At 36.8% G+C, this 18,055-nt stretch carries 16 protein-coding genes, 1 tRNA gene and 1 pseudogene; 15 read left to right on the forward strand and 3 right to left on the reverse strand.

The genetic code is table 11. The features are described 5' to 3' along the window. Positions 1–7 precede the first annotated feature (7 nt). Both ACFFIT_RS11980 and ACFFIT_RS11985 read left to right on the forward strand, forming a co-directional pair. Positions 8–1,069 (forward strand): hypothetical protein, encoded by a 1,062-nt coding sequence (locus ACFFIT_RS11980; protein ID WP_385877949.1) that lies wholly within the window; start codon positions 8–10, stop codon positions 1,067–1,069. 213 nt (positions 1,070–1,282) lie between these two features. Continuing rightward, on the forward strand, positions 1,283–1,693 hold the full coding sequence (locus ACFFIT_RS11985; RefSeq protein ID WP_385877951.1) for a ZapG family protein: 411 nt from the start codon (positions 1,283–1,285) through the stop codon (positions 1,691–1,693). A gap of 94 nt (positions 1,694–1,787) precedes the next feature. On the opposite strand, the gene ACFFIT_RS11990 is transcribed toward ACFFIT_RS11985, so the two are convergent. Beyond that, entirely contained in the window at positions 1,788–2,702 is a 915-nt protein-coding gene (locus tag ACFFIT_RS11990; RefSeq protein ID WP_385877953.1) for a LysR family transcriptional regulator, read from the reverse strand. A gap of 267 nt (positions 2,703–2,969) precedes the next feature. On the opposite strand from ACFFIT_RS11990, the gene rpiA reads away from it, so the two are divergent. The 13 genes from rpiA (at position 2,970) to ACFFIT_RS12055 (ending at position 16,051) form a co-directional block, all read left to right on the forward strand. Further along, positions 2,970–3,632, forward strand: a complete 663-nt coding sequence (rpiA, locus tag ACFFIT_RS11995; RefSeq protein WP_385877955.1) for a ribose-5-phosphate isomerase RpiA — start codon at positions 2,970–2,972, stop codon at positions 3,630–3,632. Beyond that, a complete protein-coding gene (locus ACFFIT_RS12000; protein WP_385877957.1) occupies positions 3,632–4,255 on the forward strand; it encodes a chorismate lyase in 624 nt (207 codons plus the stop codon). Before rpiA ends, ACFFIT_RS12000 begins: the two co-directional genes overlap by 1 nt. Positions 4,256–4,658: 403 nt before the next feature. Continuing rightward, on the forward strand, positions 4,659–5,999 hold the full coding sequence (gdhA, locus tag ACFFIT_RS12005; RefSeq protein ID WP_385877959.1) for an NADP-specific glutamate dehydrogenase: 1,341 nt from the start codon (positions 4,659–4,661) through the stop codon (positions 5,997–5,999). Positions 6,000–6,349: 350 nt separating this feature from the next. Next, the gene (gene rplU / locus ACFFIT_RS12010; protein ID WP_385877962.1) at positions 6,350–6,661 is read left to right on the forward strand and encodes a 50S ribosomal protein L21; all 312 of its coding nucleotides are present in this window, start codon (positions 6,350–6,352) and stop codon (positions 6,659–6,661) included. A gap of 19 nt (positions 6,662–6,680) precedes the next feature. After that, a complete protein-coding gene (gene rpmA / locus ACFFIT_RS12015) occupies positions 6,681–6,938 on the forward strand; it encodes a 50S ribosomal protein L27 (RefSeq protein WP_385877964.1) in 258 nt (85 codons plus the stop codon). A gap of 182 nt (positions 6,939–7,120) precedes the next feature. Beyond that, positions 7,121–8,329: an Obg family GTPase CgtA gene (gene cgtA / locus ACFFIT_RS12020; RefSeq protein WP_385877967.1), complete on the forward strand. Its 1,209-nt coding sequence runs from the start codon at positions 7,121–7,123 to the stop codon at positions 8,327–8,329. Positions 8,330–8,405: 76 nt separating this feature from the next. After that, positions 8,406–8,482 (forward strand) — tRNA-Met (locus tag ACFFIT_RS12025). Between the two features lie 225 nt (positions 8,483–8,707). Beyond that, positions 8,708–9,160: a ribosome maturation factor RimP gene (gene rimP, locus ACFFIT_RS12030; protein ID WP_385878160.1), complete on the forward strand. Its 453-nt coding sequence runs from the start codon at positions 8,708–8,710 to the stop codon at positions 9,158–9,160. A 53-nt stretch (positions 9,161–9,213) separates the two neighbouring features. Then, positions 9,214–10,713, forward strand: coding sequence for a transcription termination factor NusA (gene nusA / locus ACFFIT_RS12035; RefSeq protein WP_385877969.1), 1,500 nt, complete (start codon positions 9,214–9,216; stop codon positions 10,711–10,713). A gap of 17 nt (positions 10,714–10,730) precedes the next feature. Beyond that, positions 10,731–13,430, forward strand: coding sequence for a translation initiation factor IF-2 (gene infB / locus ACFFIT_RS12040; protein ID WP_385877971.1), 2,700 nt, complete (start codon positions 10,731–10,733; stop codon positions 13,428–13,430). Positions 13,431–13,602: 172 nt separating this feature from the next. Further along, complete coding sequence (rbfA, locus tag ACFFIT_RS12045; protein ID WP_385877973.1) at positions 13,603–14,004, forward strand: 30S ribosome-binding factor RbfA; 402 nt, start codon at positions 13,603–13,605, stop codon at positions 14,002–14,004. Between the two features lie 52 nt (positions 14,005–14,056). Next, on the forward strand, positions 14,057–15,154 hold the full coding sequence (truB, locus tag ACFFIT_RS12050; RefSeq protein WP_385877975.1) for a tRNA pseudouridine(55) synthase TruB: 1,098 nt from the start codon (positions 14,057–14,059) through the stop codon (positions 15,152–15,154). 93 nt (positions 15,155–15,247) lie between these two features. After that, positions 15,248–16,051, forward strand: coding sequence for a sulfite exporter TauE/SafE family protein (locus ACFFIT_RS12055; RefSeq protein WP_385877977.1), 804 nt, complete (start codon positions 15,248–15,250; stop codon positions 16,049–16,051). Positions 16,052–16,270: 219 nt separating this feature from the next. On the opposite strand, the gene ACFFIT_RS12060 is transcribed toward ACFFIT_RS12055, so the two are convergent. Next, positions 16,271–16,906, reverse strand: a complete 636-nt coding sequence (locus ACFFIT_RS12060) for a methyl-accepting chemotaxis protein (protein ID WP_385878161.1) — start codon at positions 16,904–16,906, stop codon at positions 16,271–16,273. Positions 16,907–16,915: 9 nt separating this feature from the next. Next, positions 16,916–18,007 (reverse strand): annotated as a pseudogene (locus ACFFIT_RS12065) (PAS domain S-box protein); the annotation flags it as partial. Positions 18,008–18,055: the final 48 nt, after the last annotated feature.

Below are 18,055 nucleotides of genomic sequence, written 5' to 3' on the forward strand. Positions count from 1 at the left end.
AAATATTATGAAAAGAAATTTTTTAAAGCCTATTGTTATTTCAATGGCTTTGATAGGATTTACAATTTCATCGCAGGTTCAAGCTGAAATGGTAAATGCGAGCTCAGATAAAACACAAACAATAAAAGGGTATTACCCCTCTTTCGATTCTATAGGTACATCTATATTTTTTGGTACGCCAGGGGCTATAAAAGTTGGTGATATTATTGGATTATCTTCTGATATGGTTGGTAGTGATTTTTTTAAATTGGTTGATATGGATGGTGATTTTCCTATACCGGTGAATGGAGGGGAATATAGTGTAGCATGGTGGGCTGTTAAACCTAAAGAAGGGTATAAATGGGCTGATGAAACCGGTGATTTATCTGAGGTGCGAGAATGGTCACATGTTGATGCTGTGCTTATTCCAGATATTCATTACGTTAAAACGGCGAATACCACGACCTCACAGGCGGTACAGATTCCAGGTGGCTTTGCAGGTTCAAGAATTGCATTCAGTATTGTCCCAGAAACTGAATTAGGTGATCCGAATAAAGGTCAAGCCCTATACGCTCCAGATATTAACTTTTTCTGGAAAAATTCTGATCCGAATCAAAAACCAGGTATGCCCCTGCCAGGCCAAAGCGATCATTTAAAACCTGAAAGTAATGGTTTGATTCCGCAAAGATTGAGTAATAACCCTACTGGGGGTGGTAATACACTTGGAGATTCTAAGTTTGCGGCAGTGATATATGAGGATATTAATAATGATGGCATATTTACTCCTGGCGTTGATGTTTTATTAACTGATGCACCTAAAGTAAATACGCAATATGTTGTTGATATTAAAATATTTAAAAGTGATGGTACATCTAGACCCCTAAATGAAAAAGAACAAGAATCAATCGTTTGGGATTTCTATCTAGGCGAAAATATAATTAAAGATGCGGGTGAAGGACTTGGAAGTTACAGTTTTAAAACACAGATAAACAATGCTTCTGTCAGTGATATCATAAAGAGTTTTTCTCCTTCAGGATCGCAACAAGGCTTGAGTTTACGGGTTAATTTTGAATTTGATGATGCATTATAACAATTGAAACGATTGATACCGCACCATTTTAAGTAAAAATATTCTAAACACCCTAATTCAGAATGAATTAGGGTGTTTTTTTATAAACCTGAAAATTAACCCCTGATCCAGTTAAAATTTATGTTAAACTGCTCATTAAATTTGAGTCAGTAATATGGTGAGAATGTAATTTCGTATTTAAAATATCAGTTAATAAAATTAGGTGAGAGGTGTATGATGAATATTGAATATGTTGTGATTATTTGTGTTGCGTCATTAGTTATTGGTTTTTTAGTGGGTAGAATGACTCACAAGAATGCTAAGAATGCAGATTCTTTGCGTAAAGAATTAGATAAAACTAAATCAGAATTGGCTAGCTACAAGCAAGAGATGGTTGCTCATTTTTCTAATAGTGCAGATATCTTAGATAAAATGGCTAGAGATTACCGTCAATTATATGATTATATGGCTAAGAGTTCAGCGCATATCTTATCGAATACAGATATTAATAAAACTCCTTTTCCTGCGTTAACGACTCTTACTGATATTGACTCAAATAAACCTAAATATGAAGCACCACCAAGGGATTATTCTGAAGGTGCCTCTGGTTTATTTAATGCTCAACCCTCTTCTGATAAATCATAATGTATTCCCCAGCTAAAGTTTATTCGCTGGGGGTGTTGCTTAGTGTTGTGTTTTAAGTAACTGATACACCACAAAGTAAAGTTTTATTCCTAAATCACTTGACTTCTAAGCATGATTTTATTGTTTTACGCAGCCATTCCCTTAAAGGGTCTTCCTGCGTTCTTTCATGCCATATTTGCATAATTTTAATTTTGGGCATCACTAAGGGTAATTCATAGATAATTAAACTATCATCATTTGCTACAAATTGTTCTGCTATTGAACGCAGGCATGTGACGATTAAATCTGAGTTTTTTATCAATTGCGCTGATGAGAAAAAGCTCGAAATCCCTGCAATTATTTGACGTTTTAAAGACAATTCTGAAAGTTTCGCATCAATAGAAGTGAATAAATCGCCGTTAAGAGTTGTTACAATATGTTGGCATGCCACATATTTCTCTAAAGTTAATTCACGTTCAATCAATTGGTTGTTTTTTGATGCCACCACAACAAATGATTCTTCAAGTACTTTTTGTTGTCGATAGCTATCTGGTAAATCCTGATAAAAACCGGCAATGGCAATATCAGCTGCCCCCTGCTCTAATAATTTTTTTGGCAATTTACCTTGAGTATTCTGGGTGATAATTGTCAAATTTGGCGCTTCTTTTGCTACGATAGGTAGTAAAAGAGGTAATAGCTTTTGCTCCATATAGTCAGTGGTAAATATGAATATTTTTTCTTGTCGATTCAAAAAAGATTCATTCGAAAGGGTTTGATAAAATTCCGATAGCTTTTGGACTAAATCACTTACTTTCGGAGCTAGTTCATGTGCTTTAGGGGTTGGAGATAGACCTCTAGGTACTTTTATAAATAGAGGGTCTTGCCATTCTAATCTCATTTTATTTAATTTATGGGCGAGACCAGGTTGGCTAATCATTAATATTTCGGCCGCACGTGATGCGTTACGCTCTTTGTACAGTATGTAAAATAGATATAATAATTGAGGATCAAATCGAGATAAATTTAGCATATAAGTATATTAGAATAAAAATATAAAAATAGCAAAACGGCTAAATTATAAAGCGGTAATTCTTTTACTTACTTGGCTCTTTTTTAAGTGAAACAAAAAGGATCTTATGCTAAAATAAACTCAATTTGCATCATTGCTCTATTAAATTAATCCTATTGTGGCGGGGCTGCAATTGATTATTCTTTGATGTATAAAAACTATTCCAAATAAAGTAGTATCTCATTCGATATTTCTCAATTTTATGAAGATCTAATAGGGGGGCTAAGCATGTCACAAGATGAATTAAAAAAAGCTGTTGGTTACGCCGCACTTGAATATATCAAGCCAGGTATGATGGTAGGTGTCGGCACAGGAAGTACTGCTTCTTATTTTATAGACGCCTTAAATACAATGAAAGAAGATATTTTAGGTACAGTATCTAGTTCTATTGCCTCAACAGAGAAATTGGAGAGACTAGGTATAAAAGTATTTGATTGTAATGAAGTAGATTCTATTGATGTATATGTCGATGGCGCTGATGAAATTAATCCAGCTCTTAAAATGATTAAAGGCGGTGGAGCTGCGCTGACTCGTGAAAAAATTGTCGCTGCAATTGCCAAAAAATTTGTTTGTATAGCTGATCAGTCAAAAGTCGTTGATGTTCTTGGCAAATTCCCTTTACCTGTGGAGGTGATTCCAATGGCAAGGGCTTACGTAGCAAGAAGACTAGTTACTTTGGGCGGTACCCCCATTTATCGTCAAGGAATTAAAACGGATAATGGTAATGTTATACTGGATGTTCATAACTTATCCATTATTGATCCAATTGCACTTGAAAAAGAGATTAATTCAATTGCTGGAGTGGTGACCGTTGGCCTGTTCTCGCAACGTGGCGCTGATGTTGCTCTTATAGGTACATCTGATGGAGTAAAAACTCTTACATTAAAATGATGACTGATATAGATAATGCGTTTTTTCAAGAGAGATTAGCTGCTGCTGAATATTTTTCAATTGATCAATTTGCAGGTCGTGAAGAATTTGAAAAAGTAAAATCTTGGCTGCTAGAAATGGGCTCTTTGACGAAACGTTTTGAGCAGGCAACTGCAAGTGTGAAAATTGTGCCACACGTAGAGCATTTTATAACAGTTAAATCTGATGTTCAGCATTTTTTAGAAGCCGAAGCTTCCATTTTCTGGCAACGTGATATTACTTTATATGGTAATGATATGCCTTGGCTTATCGCAAGAACTTTAGTTCCTAAAAAGGCTCTTTTGGATGATTACCACAAATTAGTCGATTTAGGTACGGTTCCTCTTGGTAGATATCTTTTTTCTCACCCCACACTGCAGCGAACTCAATTTGAAATAGCAGAAATCAGTATTAAGATTAATGAACTTTCAAAGGACTTATTTCAGAAACTTTTTCGTAATGAATCAACGATACATCCCTACCAAGCAAGCCATAAAAGTATACATTTATGGGCTAGAAGATCTATTCTTCAAATTAACGACTCTAAATTACTTTTATCGGAACTCTTTTTACCTATAAGCCCTATTGGTTTTAATTTTTATTAGATTGCTTTTGTTAATTTATAAAGTTAGATAAAAATTCTCCTATTTATTGTTACTTTGAACTTTCAGATATTTATGCATTATAAATGAGTTATTATGCGTAATATAACCCTTATTAGAGCTAACTCTACCAAAAATCATTTTTTAGGGTTTTTAAAAAAATATTAATTATCATAAGCTTAAAATTTTTCTTTGTAAAAATAAGTCGATTTATTAAAAAAAAACTTGTCAATCTGCCCTTATTCACTTTATATTCATCAAGTCGTGCATAAAAAGGCTTTTAGAGGGGGGAGGCTAATTCTCCAAATCCACTAAAAATAATTTCAGAATGCGCAGATAAATAACAGGAATTATGAAAAATTTCATAATTAATTCTTTAACTCAGTAAATTAATATCGAGGTTGGTATGTCAAATAAATCTTTAGCAAGTTTTTTAGAATATGTAGAACAACGTAATGGAAACCAACCAGAATTTTTGCAAGCGGTAAGAGAAGTCTTTAGTTCTTTATGGCCTTTTTTAGATAATAATCCTAAATACAGAGAGTTCAGTTTGTTGGAAAGATTAATTGAGCCTGAAAGAGTCGTGCAATTTAGAGTGACCTGGATTGATGATAAAGGACAAGTGAATGTCAACAGAGCCTTCAGAGTTCAATACAATTCAGCAATAGGCCCCTATAAAGGTGGGATGCGTTTTCATCCTTCTGTAAATTTATCTATCCTTAAATTTTTGGGATTTGAGCAAACGTTTAAAAATGCACTTACTACTTTACCCATGGGGGGGGGTAAAGGAGGTTCTGATTTTGATCCTAAAGGTAAAAGCCATGGTGAAATCATGCGTTTTTGTCAAGCATTGATGCAAGAGCTTTTTCGTCACATTGGGCCTGATACGGATGTTCCTGCGGGAGATATTGGTGTAGGTGGACGTGAAGTAGGCTTTATGGCGGGTATGATGCGTAAATTAACAAATAATAATAGTTGCGTTTTTACCGGGAAAGGGCTTGAATTTGGAGGCAGTTTAATTCGCCCTGAAGCAACAGGTTATGGTTTGATCTATTTTATTGATGCAATGTTAAAACAGCACAAGCAAAGCTTAGAAGGTAAAACTGTTGTAGTCTCCGGCTCGGGTAATGTTGCTCAATTTACTATAGAAAAAGCAATGGAATTAGGTGCTAAAGTAGTTTCGGCATCTGATTCAAGCGGTACTGTTTATGATGAGAAAGGCTTTGATAGAGAAAAGTTAGCCCATTTATCAGAGGTGAAAAATTCACGTTATGGACGTGTTGCTGATTATGCGAATGAAAGAGGTCTTAATTATCAAGCAGGAAAAACACCTTGGTATATTCCATGTGATGTGGCTTTACCTTGTGCAACTCAAAATGAACTCACACTTGAAGATGCTAAAGTGTTGATAAAAAATGGCGTGAAAGCTGTCGGGGAAGGGGCGAATATGCCCGTAACAATTGATGCAACAGATGCATTTATAGAAGCGGGTGTTTTATTTGCTCCAGGTAAAGCAGCTAATGCAGGTGGTGTTGCTACATCAGGCCTTGAAATGGCTCAGAATGCACAGCGTCTTTCTTGGAAAACTGAGGAAGTCGATCAAAGGCTACACAGAATTATGCTAGATATTCATGAGGCCTGTGTCATGTACGGTGGGGACAATAATCAAACTAACTATGTCAAAGGTGCAAATATTGCAGGGTTTGTGAAAGTAGCAAATGCAATGTTAGGCCAAGGTGTTTTATAGTCGTTCTTGCTTATTAACATAGGTTGGCGCGCTTGCTTAGTTTACTACTAAGTAAAGCGCCAACGTATTCTCATAATCTTTTTTATCCCTTCAATATTTAAATTTATCCTTTAACCCACCATTTTAAATAAACAACCAAAAAATAAAGTTGGAAAAAAGTAACTTTTTTAGCGATCTTTCAAATATACCTATTGCTAAAAGCTACATAATTGCGTAAAATTCATCGTCTATTTTTACTAGTTAAGCATGTGGGTTAATAGTCATATTAAATATCATCGAGTAAGCTCAGCCTAATCCGAACTTTAATGATTATTAAATTTCCCACCAAAAAATTATATAGCGGAGAGATTATGTACGCGGTTTTCCAAAGTGGTGGTAAACAACACCGAGTAGAAGAAGGTCAAATCGTACGTCTTGAGAAAATTGAAGCTGCAACAGGTGAAGCTGTTGAATTTGACAATGTTCTTATGATCGTAAACGGTTCAGACGTTAAAATTGGTGCCCCTTTAGTACAAGGTGGTAAAGTTAAAGCTGAAGTGATAAGTCACGGTCGTCACGATAAAATTAAAATCGTTAAATTCCGCCGTCGTAAGCATTCACGTAAGCAACAAGGTCATCGTCAGTGGTTTACAGAAGTTAAAATCACAAATATTGGCGCTTAATCAAAGAGGATAATAAACCATGGCTCATAAAAAAGCGGGCGGTTCCACACGTAATGGACGTGATTCAGAAAGCAAACGTTTAGGTGTTAAACGTTATGGCGGTCAATCAGTTTTAGCGGGTAACATCCTTGTTCGTCAACGTGGAACTAAATTCCACGCTGGTGAAAATGTAGGTTGTGGACGTGACCATACTTTATTTGCACTTACTTCAGGTAAAGTGCTTTTTGAAGTTAAAGGCCCTTCTAATCGCAAATTTATCAGTATTGTTGCTGAGTAATTACAACGCATACTAATTGATTATATATTTTAGTATAGCAAATGTGATACAGCAATTATTGAATTGTGAAATAAAAACCCCGCTTTTTTAAAGCGGGGTTTTTATTTTAAGGCTCATGCAGCTATTGTTTAGGTGTATGAAATCTAAAAATATATCTAAATTTATGGTGTAAAGGAGTTATTATGAAATTTGTAGATGAAGCAACAATTGTTGTTGCAGCCGGTGATGGCGGCAATGGATGTGCTAGTTTTAGACGGGAAAAGTATATCCCCGATGGTGGTCCTGATGGGGGCGATGGTGGGGATGGAGGACATGTCTTTGCTGTAGCAGATGAAAATCTAAATACTCTGATTGATTACCGATTTGTAAAATCATACCGAGCTGAACGAGGTCAAAATGGCCAAAGCAGAAATTGTACAGGGAAACGGGGTAAAGATATTGAAATCAAATTGCCTGTAGGAACGCGTATTACTGACAAAGCAACAGGTGAAGTGATTGCGGATCTCACTAAACATCAGCAAAGAGTTTTAATTGCTAAAGGCGGATTCCATGGACTAGGCAATACGCGTTTTAAATCTTCCGTAAATCGTGCTCCTAGACAAAAAACAATGGGGACTAAGGGAGAAGAACGTGAAGTATTGCTCGAATTAATGTTATTGGCTGATGTTGGTATGTTAGGTTTACCTAATGCTGGTAAGTCTACATTGATAGGTAGTGTATCAGCAGCAAAACCTAAAGTTGCTGATTATCCATTTACAACTTTAATTCCTAGTCTGGGTGTGGTGAGATTGGATGTTGAAAAAAGTTTCGTCATTGCAGATATTCCAGGGTTGATTGAAGGAGCATCAGATGGTGCTGGGCTAGGAATTCGTTTTTTAAAACATCTGGAAAGATGCCGTATTCTTATTCATTTAATCGATTTAAACCCCATCGATGGCACTTGTCCTGCTGAGAACTATCATACTATTAATCAAGAACTCAAACAGTATAGTGAGAAACTCGCTAATAAGCCACAGTGGTTGGTGTTCAATAAAATCGATTTATTTGAAAGTGATGAGTTAGCAAAAGAAAAAGCGCTGGAAGTTTTATCTAAAATCAATGAATTGGCTGCAAAAGATGAATCGTTAAGTGCAGAAACACCGCTTGCTATTAATAAATTTCATCTGATTTCTGCTGGGCTTTCTATAGGCATTAAGCCTCTTATTTGGGAAGTGATGGATTATTTAGTTGCTCACCCTAAAGAGGATGAGATTGAAGAAAAGGAAGAAGCTCCACTTTTCATCTGGGATAATTATCATCAGGAGCAAGCTTTGCACGAAGAAGATGATTGGGACGATGATGATTGGGATGAAGACGATGATGAAGGCGTAGAAATTATTTACGAAAAATAACTTTTCACCCCTTATTTATTATTCGATAAGAGTTGCATTTATAATTAAATGAGGGTATTATATAAAAGTTATCGGACGCGGGGTGGAGCAGCTTGGTAGCTCGTCGGGCTCATAACCCGAAGGTCGTAGGTTCAAATCCTGCCCCCGCAACCAATCTTTACATAGGTCTTTTGACCAATAAAAAGCCCCGAAATTATCGGGGTTTTTTATTGGTCACTCCGTTTAAAAAATTGGGCCTAGGGCCCTTTTTTGTTTTAAGGAGATTATAAAATTATCTTCTGTGCACTAAAGTGCTAAGTAACATCACAGGCTCGGATATTGTTTGATTCAGTAAATGGTAAAGCGCCTAGGATGATTTATAAATTTAAAGGTGAATACGTGTCAACCATAGAACAAAAAATTATTGAATTATTAACACCGACTGTTGAGGCGCTGGGTTTTGAGCTTTATGGCGTGGAATATGTACGTGCACGAAATGCCGTACTAAGAGTTTATCTAGATAAAGAAGGTGGTGTAACGATTGACGACTGCTCTGATGCTAGTTATCAAATCAGTGCCGTGCTTGATGTCGAAGATCCTATCCAATCCGCTTATTATTTAGAAGTTTCGTCTCCAGGTCTAGATAGATTACTTTTTACTCCTTCTCATTATGAACAATATATCGGTGAACAGGTACAAGTGTCATTAAGAATGGCAGTTTCGAACAGAAGAAATTTCAAAGGTGTGATTGATTCAGTGGACGGTGAAATGATCAACTTAAAAGTTGATGGGCAAATTCTCACTATTGCACTGAGTAACATACAAAAAGGCAATATTATCTATCAGTTTTAATGATATGAAATTATCAACGTAATTACCCTTCGTTTAAAAATGAGGCCAGTAAAATGAATAATAAAGAGATATTAGCGGTAGTCGAATCTGTTTCTAATGAAAAAGGCTTAGCAAGAGAAAAGATTTTTGCTGCAGTTGAAGCAGCACTTGCAACAGCAGCTAAAAAACAACATGGCCAAGATATTGATGCACGTGTTTCCATCGATCGTAAAACTGGGGATTATCAGGCCTTTAGACGTTGGTTAGTTGTTGAATCCGTATCAAACCCTTTTAAGGAAATTACATTTGATGCAGCGAAGTACGATAACGAATTGATTCAATTGAATGAATTTGTTGAAGATGAAATTGAAGAAATTATATTTGATAGAATCACTATGCAAACAGTTAAGCAAGTGATTATGCAAAAAGTAAGAGAAGCTGAAAGAGAACAAATTGCTGATCAATTTCGTGGTCAATTAAATCAAATTATTTCAGGTATTGTTAAAAAAGTTAACAGAGAAAGTATCATTGTTGATTTAGGTAATAATGCAGAGGGTATTATTGCTAGAGAAGATATGTTACCCCGTGAAAACTTTAGGATTGGGGATAGAGTCAGGGGGATCCTCTATGCAGTTAAGCCTGAATCTCGAGGTCCACAACTTTGTATTAGCCGCAGTTTACCTGAAATGCTTGTTGAACTATTCAAAATTGAAGTTCCAGAAATTGCAGAAGAGTTAATCGAAATTAAATCAGCGGCTCGTGATCCTGGCATGCGTGCGAAAATTGCTGTAAAAACAAATGACAGACGAATTGATCCAGTTGGGGCTTGTGTAGGTATACGTGGTGCTAGAGTTCAAGCGGTATCTAGCGAACTAGGTGGTGAAAGAGTGGATATAGTGCTTTGGGATGATAATCCGGCGCAGTTTGTTATTAATGCGATGGCACCAGCTGATGTTGCTTCTATTATCGTAGACGAAGACAATCATGTCATGGATATTGCAGTTCAAGCGGATACCCTAGCCCAAGCTATTGGTAGAAATGGTCAAAATATTCGTCTTGCAACTCAGTTAACACAATGGAAACTCAATGTCATGACGGTAGAAGAGTTACAAGAAAAACATCATCAAGAAAGTAAAAAATCTATTGAAGTGTTTATGGAACATTTAGATATTGATGAGGATTTTGCGATGTTACTCGTTGAAGAAGGTTTTTCTACTTTAGAAGAATTAGCCTATGTACCTGAAGAAGAACTACTTGAAATAGAAGATTTAGACGAAGAACTAGTTGCCATGCTAAGAAGTAGAGCTCTTGCGGCAATTACAACACTTGCTTTAGCAAGACAAGGCGCAAAAAATAAACCTGCAGAAGATTTATTAGGTTTAGCAGAAATGACAGAATCGCTTGCATATCAATTAGCTGATATGGGCGTTTGTACATTAGAAGATTTAGCAGAACAAGGTATCGATGAGTTGATGGACATTGAAGGAATGACCAGTGAGCATGCAGGTAAATTGATCATGGCGGCGAGACAAATTTGTTGGTTCGCAGATGAAGCTGAATCAAATCATAAATAAAGCGGGGAGGAAGAAGTATGACAGAAACAACCGTAAAACAGCTAGCATCTGAGATTAATTTGCCTGTAGAACGTTTAGTTCAGCAATTTAGTGAAGCTGGAATCACTAAAACTATCGATGATACAGTTTCTCAAAGAGAAAAAGAAGCACTATTGAACCATCTGAATAGTAAAAATACAGCTTCCGGCAAAATGACGTTACAACGCAAAACACGTTCTACGCTGAGTGTTGCTGGTAGTGGTGGTAAAAGTAAAGAAGTGCAAATTGAGGTCCGTAAAAAACGCACAGTCAAAACACCAGAAGAAATAGCAGCTGAAGAGCAGGCGAAATTGGAACTTGCTCAAAAGAAAGAACAGGAACGTCTTGAATTAGAAGCTAAGCAAGAAGAAGAACGTCTTGCATCTGAAGCCAAAAAAGAACAAGAACGTGCAGCTAAAGCTGCTGAACTTGCTGCTAAAGCGGAAGAAGAAAAGCTGAAGAAACAAGCAAAAGATAATGGTTTACAAGCCAATAAAAAAGAAATCCGTGAGGAAATTGATCCTGTTCTTAAAGCGCAGCAAGAGGAAAAAGCAAGACTTGAGGCTGAAAGCGCTGCCATTAAACGCAAAGCTGAAGAAGAAATGCAACGTAAGGTCGAAGCAGAAGCAAAAAGAATTGCTGAAGAAGCCAAACGTTTAGCTCAAGAAAATGAAGCTAAATGGGCTAATCAGCCTACCGAAGTTATTGATGAAGGTGATTACCATACAACTACGTCTGTTTATGCTCGTGAAGCTGAAGATGATAACGATGCAGAAGTTGAAAAAGATAAGCGAAGTCGTGCTGCGAAGGCTAAAAAATCACTGCGTCATGGTGATTCGAAATCAGAACGTGAAGATGATCGTAAACTCTCACGTGGTGGCAAGAAAAGTAAACGGGGAGCAAGTTCACTGCAGCAGAGCTTTAATAAACCAGCGCAAGTTATTACCCGTGATGTTATCATAGGCGAAACAATTACTGTCGCAGAATTAGCGAATAAAATGGCAGTAAAAGGCGCTGAAGTGATAAAAACGATGATGAAGATGGGAGCTATGGCAACCATTAATCAGGTTATAGATCAAGAAACTGCACAGTTAGTAGCCGAAGAAATGGGGCATAAAGTTATTCTTCGTCGTGAAAATGAATTAGAAGAGGCTATCATGAGTGATCGTGATGGCTCTGAATCTAAATTAGAACCAAGAGCGCCAGTAGTCACGATAATGGGACATGTTGATCATGGTAAAACTTCTTTACTAGACTACATTCGCGAAGCTAAAGTTGCATCTGCGGAAGCAGGTGGTATAACTCAGCACATTGGTGCATATCACGTTGAACTGCCTAATGGCATGATAACTTTCTTAGACACTCCAGGACATGCGGCATTTACAGCAATGCGTGCTAGGGGTGCTAAAGCAACAGATATTGTTATTCTTGTTGTTGCGGCTGATGATGGAGTTATGCCTCAAACAGTTGAAGCGATTCAGCATGCTAAGGCTGGTAATGTACCTATTGTTGTTGCTGTCAATAAAATAGATAAACCTACAGCTGATCCTGATCGTGTTAAAAATGAACTTTCTCAGCATGGTGTAATTTCTGAAGAGTGGGGCGGCGATACACAATTTGTGCATGTATCTGCAAAAGCTGGTACAGGTATTGATGAGCTATTAGAAGCAATTATCCTGCAATCTGAAGTATTAGAGCTTACAGCGGTTAAAGATGGTATGGCAAGTGGTGTAGTCATTGAGTCTTATTTAGATAAAGGCCGAGGCCCTGTTGCTACTATTCTTGTCCAAGAAGGTACTTTGCGTAAAGGTGATATTGTTCTCTGTGGATTTGAATATGGACGTGTGCGAGCGATGCGTAATGAATTAGGTCAAGAGATTCAAGAAGCAGGCCCATCTATTCCAGTTGAGGTACTCGGTTTATCTGCTGTACCTTCAGCAGGTGATGAAGCGACAGTCGTCCGTGATGAGAAAAAAGCACGTGAAGTGGCACTATATCGTCAAGGTAAGTTCCGTGAAGTAAAACTTGCTCGCCAACAAAAAGCCAAACTAGAAAATATGTTTGCCAATATTGGTGAAGATAGCGTGTCTGAGTTAAATATTGTTATTAAAGCAGACGTTCAAGGTTCTTGTGAAGCAATCATTGATTCTTTAGTTCAGCTATCAACTGATGAAGTTAAAGTTAAAATTATCGGTTCAGGTGTAGGCGGTATTACTGAAACCGATGCTAGCTTAGCTGCTGCATCTAATGCAATTGTTCTAGGATTTAATGTCCGTGCTGATGCATCAGCCAGAAAAATTATTGAATCTGAAGATGTTGATTTACGTTACTATTCTGTCATTTATACCTTGTTAGATGAAGTAAAACAAGCAATGAGTGGTATGTTAGCCCCTGAATTTAAACAAGAAATTATTGGGCTTGCGGAAGTAAGGGATGTGTTTAAATCTCCAAAACTAGGTGCTATTGCTGGTTGTATGGTCACTGAGGGAATTGTTAAACGTAATAATCCAATACGTGTACTCAGAGACAACATTGTTATCTATGAAGGCGAACTTGAATCTTTGAGACGTTTCAAAGATGACGTAAGCGAAGTACGTAATGGCATGGAGTGTGGTATTGGGGTTAAAAACTATAATGACGTGAAAGTAGGAGATGTGATTGAAGTATTTGAAACCATAGAGATCAAACGCTCGATATAAATCCTAATTAAATTTTATAATAAGATAGGGGTTTGCAGGTACTACTGTAAACCCCTATCTTGATTTTAGGTACCTTCTCATACCCTGTAGTGTTTATTTATTGTAAAATAGCGACACTATGGTTTGACTATATTGAATTGTGAAGTGATTAAAAGAGTTAAGGAGATAACGTATGCCTAAAACATTTGGTCGACACGAGCGTGTTGGACAAGAAATTCAAAAAGAAATCGCCTTCATCTTGCAAAGAGAGATCAAAGATCCCCGTCTAGGAATGGTCACAGTATCAGCCGTCGACGTATCAAGAGATCTCGCATATGCTAAGGTATTTGTTTCATTTTTATTGTTGAATGATGAAGAAGAAAACCCCGAAACCATTAAATTAAACTTAGCCATTTTGAATGAAGCAAGCGGGTTTATTCGTACGCTGTTAGGTAAACAAATGCGATTAAGAATTGTTCCTCATTTAACCTTTGAATATGATAAATCTTTAACTGAAGGGATGAGGATGTCAAATTTAGTATCTGATGTGATAAGAAAAGATAAGTTAAAACAAGAAGATAATTCTGACGACTAAGAACGGTTGTTAAGTAAACTTAAATAACCTAATTAAATAGGTGATATTGAATATGGCTAGGCCTAGTAAGCGTGGTCGCGATTTAGATGCGGTCATTTTATTAAATAAACCTCTTGGGATGTCATCTAATGACTTACTTCAAAAGGTTAAGCGTTTGTTCGATGTTAAACGGGCCGGTCATACTGGCGCCCTTGATCCTTTGGCAAGTGGTATGTTGCCTATTTGCTTTGGAGAAGCAACAAAGTTTTCTCAATATCTTTTAGATGCCGACAAGAGATACATAGTAAGCGCAAAATTAGGACAAAGAACGGACACCTCTGATGCAGAAGGTCAAATTATTTCAATTCGCCCAATTGTCCACTCGATAGACGAATTGAACCATGCATTAATGAGTTTTCTTGGCAAAACAGAGCAAATCCCTTCGATTTATTCTGCGCTAAAATATCAAGGTAAGCCTCTGTATGAATATGCAAGGCAGGGTATAGATGTTCCCATTCCTCCAAGACCTATTGAAGTTTATTCTATTGAATTATTGGCTGTCGACGCTGATACGATAACATTAGATATTCACTGCTCTAAAGGCACCTATATCAGAACAATAATTGATGATTTGGGGGAAAAATTAGGATGCGGAGCTCATGTCACCAAACTCCATCGAACAGCAGTTGGCCAGTATCCTGCAGATAAAATGATTGATTGGTTTGATTTGCTTGAATTAGCTCAACCTGAGTTCATTTCTGCACGTCCATCGATGATAACCGCATTACATGATGAAGCTTTTCTAGCTAAAAGCGCTATTCAATTTAAAATGACCTATACGTTACATCCTACAGAGAAAATTTCCAGATTTTCAAGAATAGATAATCTATTGCTTCCTTTAGATACTCCTGCTATAGATCATGAAGCGATTTATTTACCGAAAGAAGCTGCAAATGCCTTTATCAAAGGTATCGATATTCCCTTTTTTGTTATTGGTAGAGAGGAACTAAATCAGTTTAAAAATCATCGTTCTAATACATTTGTTAGTGAATTGCCTAATTTGGGTTTAAAAAGAGTGTATGATGAAAGCAACGGACTTTTTTTAGGCGTTGGACTATTTGATGAGAAACAAAGACTTTGGCCTAAACGTGTAGTGGTTAGAAACGAGTAGATACACAGACAAATATTCACTCTTTGGGCTATGATGAGATATGTTTTTTAAGTGTGGTTATGAAAGTGAATAAGAAGGATAAAGGAGAATAGAATGCTTGAGAGTATGTTAATTTACCTTCCTCTTGGAATTATTGCCGGTTTAATGGCCGGTTTATTGGGTCTTGGTGGCGGTCTTGTTGTCGTCCCAATTTTGACGATCACACTAAAAATAAGTGGTGTCCCTGACGAAGAAATCATGAAAATGGCATTAGGTACTTCATTTGCTACGATATGCTTTACATCACTGAGTTCCGTATATGCTCATAACAAAAAACAAGCGGTCTTGTGGCGAGTGTTGTTCAAATTTTTACCAGGTGTTCTCTGCGGAGTATTTGTATTTGGGTTTTTTGTTACTCTTTTTTCTACTTTAGTGCTTAAATATTGTTTTGCTGTGTTTGTTTTGTTTTCTATTTATAATTTATTGCGAGCGAAGAAAAAAGCTGAAGAGAATAAACCTCCGAATGAATCTATCAAAGTACTGACAGGTTTCGGTTTTGGTATAGGGGGTATTTCTGCTTTAGTAGGTGTTGGTGGTGGTGCGATGACAGTACCTCTTTTGAATCATTTAGGATTTGAAATGAAAAAAGCGATTGGTACATCGGCTGCTGCAGGGTTTCCGATTGCTTTAGCTGGTGCTATCAATGCAATTTGGCATGGGATTAATGTAGAAGGATTACCAGCGATGAGTCTTGGCTATATTTATTTACCTGCACTTTTTGGTATCTCTATCACCAGCATGCTTTTTGCTCCAATTGGTGCTAAATTAGCTCATACTGTGTCTCCTATTATTTTAAAGCGGGTCTTTGTCAGCTATTTAGGCATTATTTTTATTCAAATGGTTTTGTCGGCTCATTGAATTTTAAACGTAACGTATCTTAAACTTTTGAACTCTCTCAGTTCTAAGCCATCGCTAGTACCGAGTTTGGACTGACACAAGTGAGAAAGTTGAAATATATAAAAACTATTTAGTGAAAGAAAAACGACTAGAACAAAAAATGGCTTATTCTTTTGTAAGACATTTTTGTTCTAGTCGTGCAATATTTAATCGTTTAATGGCTAAAAATGAGGTTAAAGATTACCCTTCTATCTTATTGAAGAGCTCAGCGAGCTCCTCTATCTTTTTAAGTGTTTCATTGATTAGATGGTCTATTTCTTGTGTCACACCCTTAGAGTTATTTGCAAGCGTTCGAACTTCATCAGCAACAACAGCAAACCCTCTACCTAGCTCACCTGCTCTTGCTGCTTCTATCGCAGCATTGAGCGCCAGTAAATTTGTTTGATCAGAAATTCTTTTGATGTTACCAACCATTTGACTGATTTGTTTACTGACTGACACAACACTATCCATTGATTCACGGGTCTTAATGATGGTTTCCTTTCTGTCACTGATATCGATACCAAAATAGACATACTGTGTGATTTCCCCTTTAAAATTTCTTAAAGCACAAATTCTTCCATCAACGCTTAATACATCTTTAACCCCGACGAAGTCTTCTCTTAATGAAACAGCTCCGTCAGCCTGTAATTGGTTTTCAACATTATGAACAAAGCCTTTTAATTGTTTCAAAAAACTGTCCATGGTAATTTGATGCTTTTGCATTTGAGTTTCTAAGAGCCGATTAACACTTTTGATGCTGTAATCTTTTTCAAATTCCGCAATAAATAGTGATTCACTTATAGCACCTAATTTTCTGGTAAAGTCGAGAGCCATCTGCTTAACTTCAGTAATATTTGCCTGCACAGAAATGAAACGTCTTACTTGCTTGTTCTCAAATATAGGCGTAATCGATAAAGAGACCCAATAAGGCTCACCCGCCTTATTATAATTGAGTATTTCATCATAGAAACTTTCTCTTGCAGCTAAACATTGTCGTATGCGTTCAACAGTGTCCGGATCCGTTTCAGATCCTTGTAAGAAGTCACCGGGCTTTTTGCCTTTCACTTCTGCTGATTTATGTCCTGTGAGTTTTTCAAAGCCTGAGTTAACGTATTCTATCAGACCTGCAGCATCTGTAATGATCACCGCATTGTTTGTTTCATTAGCTACTAACGAGAGCATTTCACGCTCTTCTCTACGAATGACCTCTTCTGTGACATCTTTAACAAACGCAGTATATAAAATACCTTCATCAATTCTGACTTTTGATAAAGATAATTGTCCCCATACTATATTGCCATCTTTGCGCTCTATTTTTATTTCCCTTGTTGTGCCGACAATTTTATCTTTACCAGTAGTCCTATTATTGTTTACAAATTGATCATGTGAAGGTTGTATTTCACTAGGAACGAGCATTTTTACATTTTTACCCATTACTTCACTACGTGAATAGCCCCATAGAGATTCTGCTGCTTTATTAAAAAGAGTGACGCAGTTATTCGTATCAATACAGACAACTGCATCAATTGCTTGCTCAAGCGTTTGTTGCATAATTTCTTTTTCTCTACGCTCATTAGTGACTTCGCGCACAAAGGCGGTATAATGTTTTTCAAACCCTACTTTGATCTGCGATAATGAGAGTTGAACCCAAATACGTTTACCATCTTTACGTTGAAGTTGAACCTCACGTGAACTCCCTACAATTTTATCCACCCCTGTTTTACGATGATGATTGACGTAATTGTCATGATTAGAACGGATTTCAGATGGTACCAGTAATGAAACATTTTTACCTATCACTTCATTGGCACGGTAGCCCCATAATTTTTCAGCCGCTTTGTTAAAAAATGTGACATTATTTTTGGTATCTATCGTGATTACCGCGATAATACTTTGTTCTAAGGCTTGTCTTTCTACATTCTTTCTAAAAAACATGTTGGGGCTCCATTTTATTATGCACTAAAAATAAGGTGATGAAATTTT

The sequence above is a fragment of the Thorsellia kenyensis genome, assembly GCF_042432445.1.
Classification (GTDB): domain Bacteria; phylum Pseudomonadota; class Gammaproteobacteria; order Enterobacterales; family Thorselliaceae; genus Thorsellia; species Thorsellia kenyensis.

What these genes read in the sequence shown, in the direction of transcription:
- ACFFIT_RS11980 (WP_385877949.1), top strand. Translation starts at nt 8, where the DNA reads ATGAAAAGAAATTTTTTAAAGCCTATTGTTATTTCAATGGCTTTGATA.
- ACFFIT_RS11985 (WP_385877951.1), top strand. Translation starts at nt 1,283, where the DNA reads ATGATGAATATTGAATATGTTGTGATTATTTGTGTTGCGTCATTAGTT.
- ACFFIT_RS11990 (WP_385877953.1), bottom strand. Translation starts at nt 2,702, where the DNA reads ATGCTAAATTTATCTCGATTTGATCCTCAATTATTATATCTATTTTAC.
- rpiA (WP_385877955.1), top strand. Translation starts at nt 2,970, where the DNA reads ATGTCACAAGATGAATTAAAAAAAGCTGTTGGTTACGCCGCACTTGAA.
- ACFFIT_RS12000 (WP_385877957.1), top strand. Translation starts at nt 3,632, where the DNA reads ATGACTGATATAGATAATGCGTTTTTTCAAGAGAGATTAGCTGCTGCT.
- gdhA (WP_385877959.1), top strand. Translation starts at nt 4,659, where the DNA reads ATGTCAAATAAATCTTTAGCAAGTTTTTTAGAATATGTAGAACAACGT.
- rplU (WP_385877962.1), top strand. Translation starts at nt 6,350, where the DNA reads ATGTACGCGGTTTTCCAAAGTGGTGGTAAACAACACCGAGTAGAAGAA.
- rpmA (WP_385877964.1), top strand. Translation starts at nt 6,681, where the DNA reads ATGGCTCATAAAAAAGCGGGCGGTTCCACACGTAATGGACGTGATTCA.
- cgtA (WP_385877967.1), top strand. Translation starts at nt 7,121, where the DNA reads ATGAAATTTGTAGATGAAGCAACAATTGTTGTTGCAGCCGGTGATGGC.
- nusA (WP_385877969.1), top strand. Translation starts at nt 9,214, where the DNA reads ATGAATAATAAAGAGATATTAGCGGTAGTCGAATCTGTTTCTAATGAA.
- infB (WP_385877971.1), top strand. Translation starts at nt 10,731, where the DNA reads ATGACAGAAACAACCGTAAAACAGCTAGCATCTGAGATTAATTTGCCT.
- rbfA (WP_385877973.1), top strand. Translation starts at nt 13,603, where the DNA reads ATGCCTAAAACATTTGGTCGACACGAGCGTGTTGGACAAGAAATTCAA.
- truB (WP_385877975.1), top strand. Translation starts at nt 14,057, where the DNA reads ATGGCTAGGCCTAGTAAGCGTGGTCGCGATTTAGATGCGGTCATTTTA.
- ACFFIT_RS12055 (WP_385877977.1), top strand. Translation starts at nt 15,248, where the DNA reads ATGCTTGAGAGTATGTTAATTTACCTTCCTCTTGGAATTATTGCCGGT.
- ACFFIT_RS12060 (WP_385878161.1), bottom strand. Translation starts at nt 16,906, where the DNA reads ATGGCTCTCGACTTTACCAGAAAATTAGGTGCTATAAGTGAATCACTA.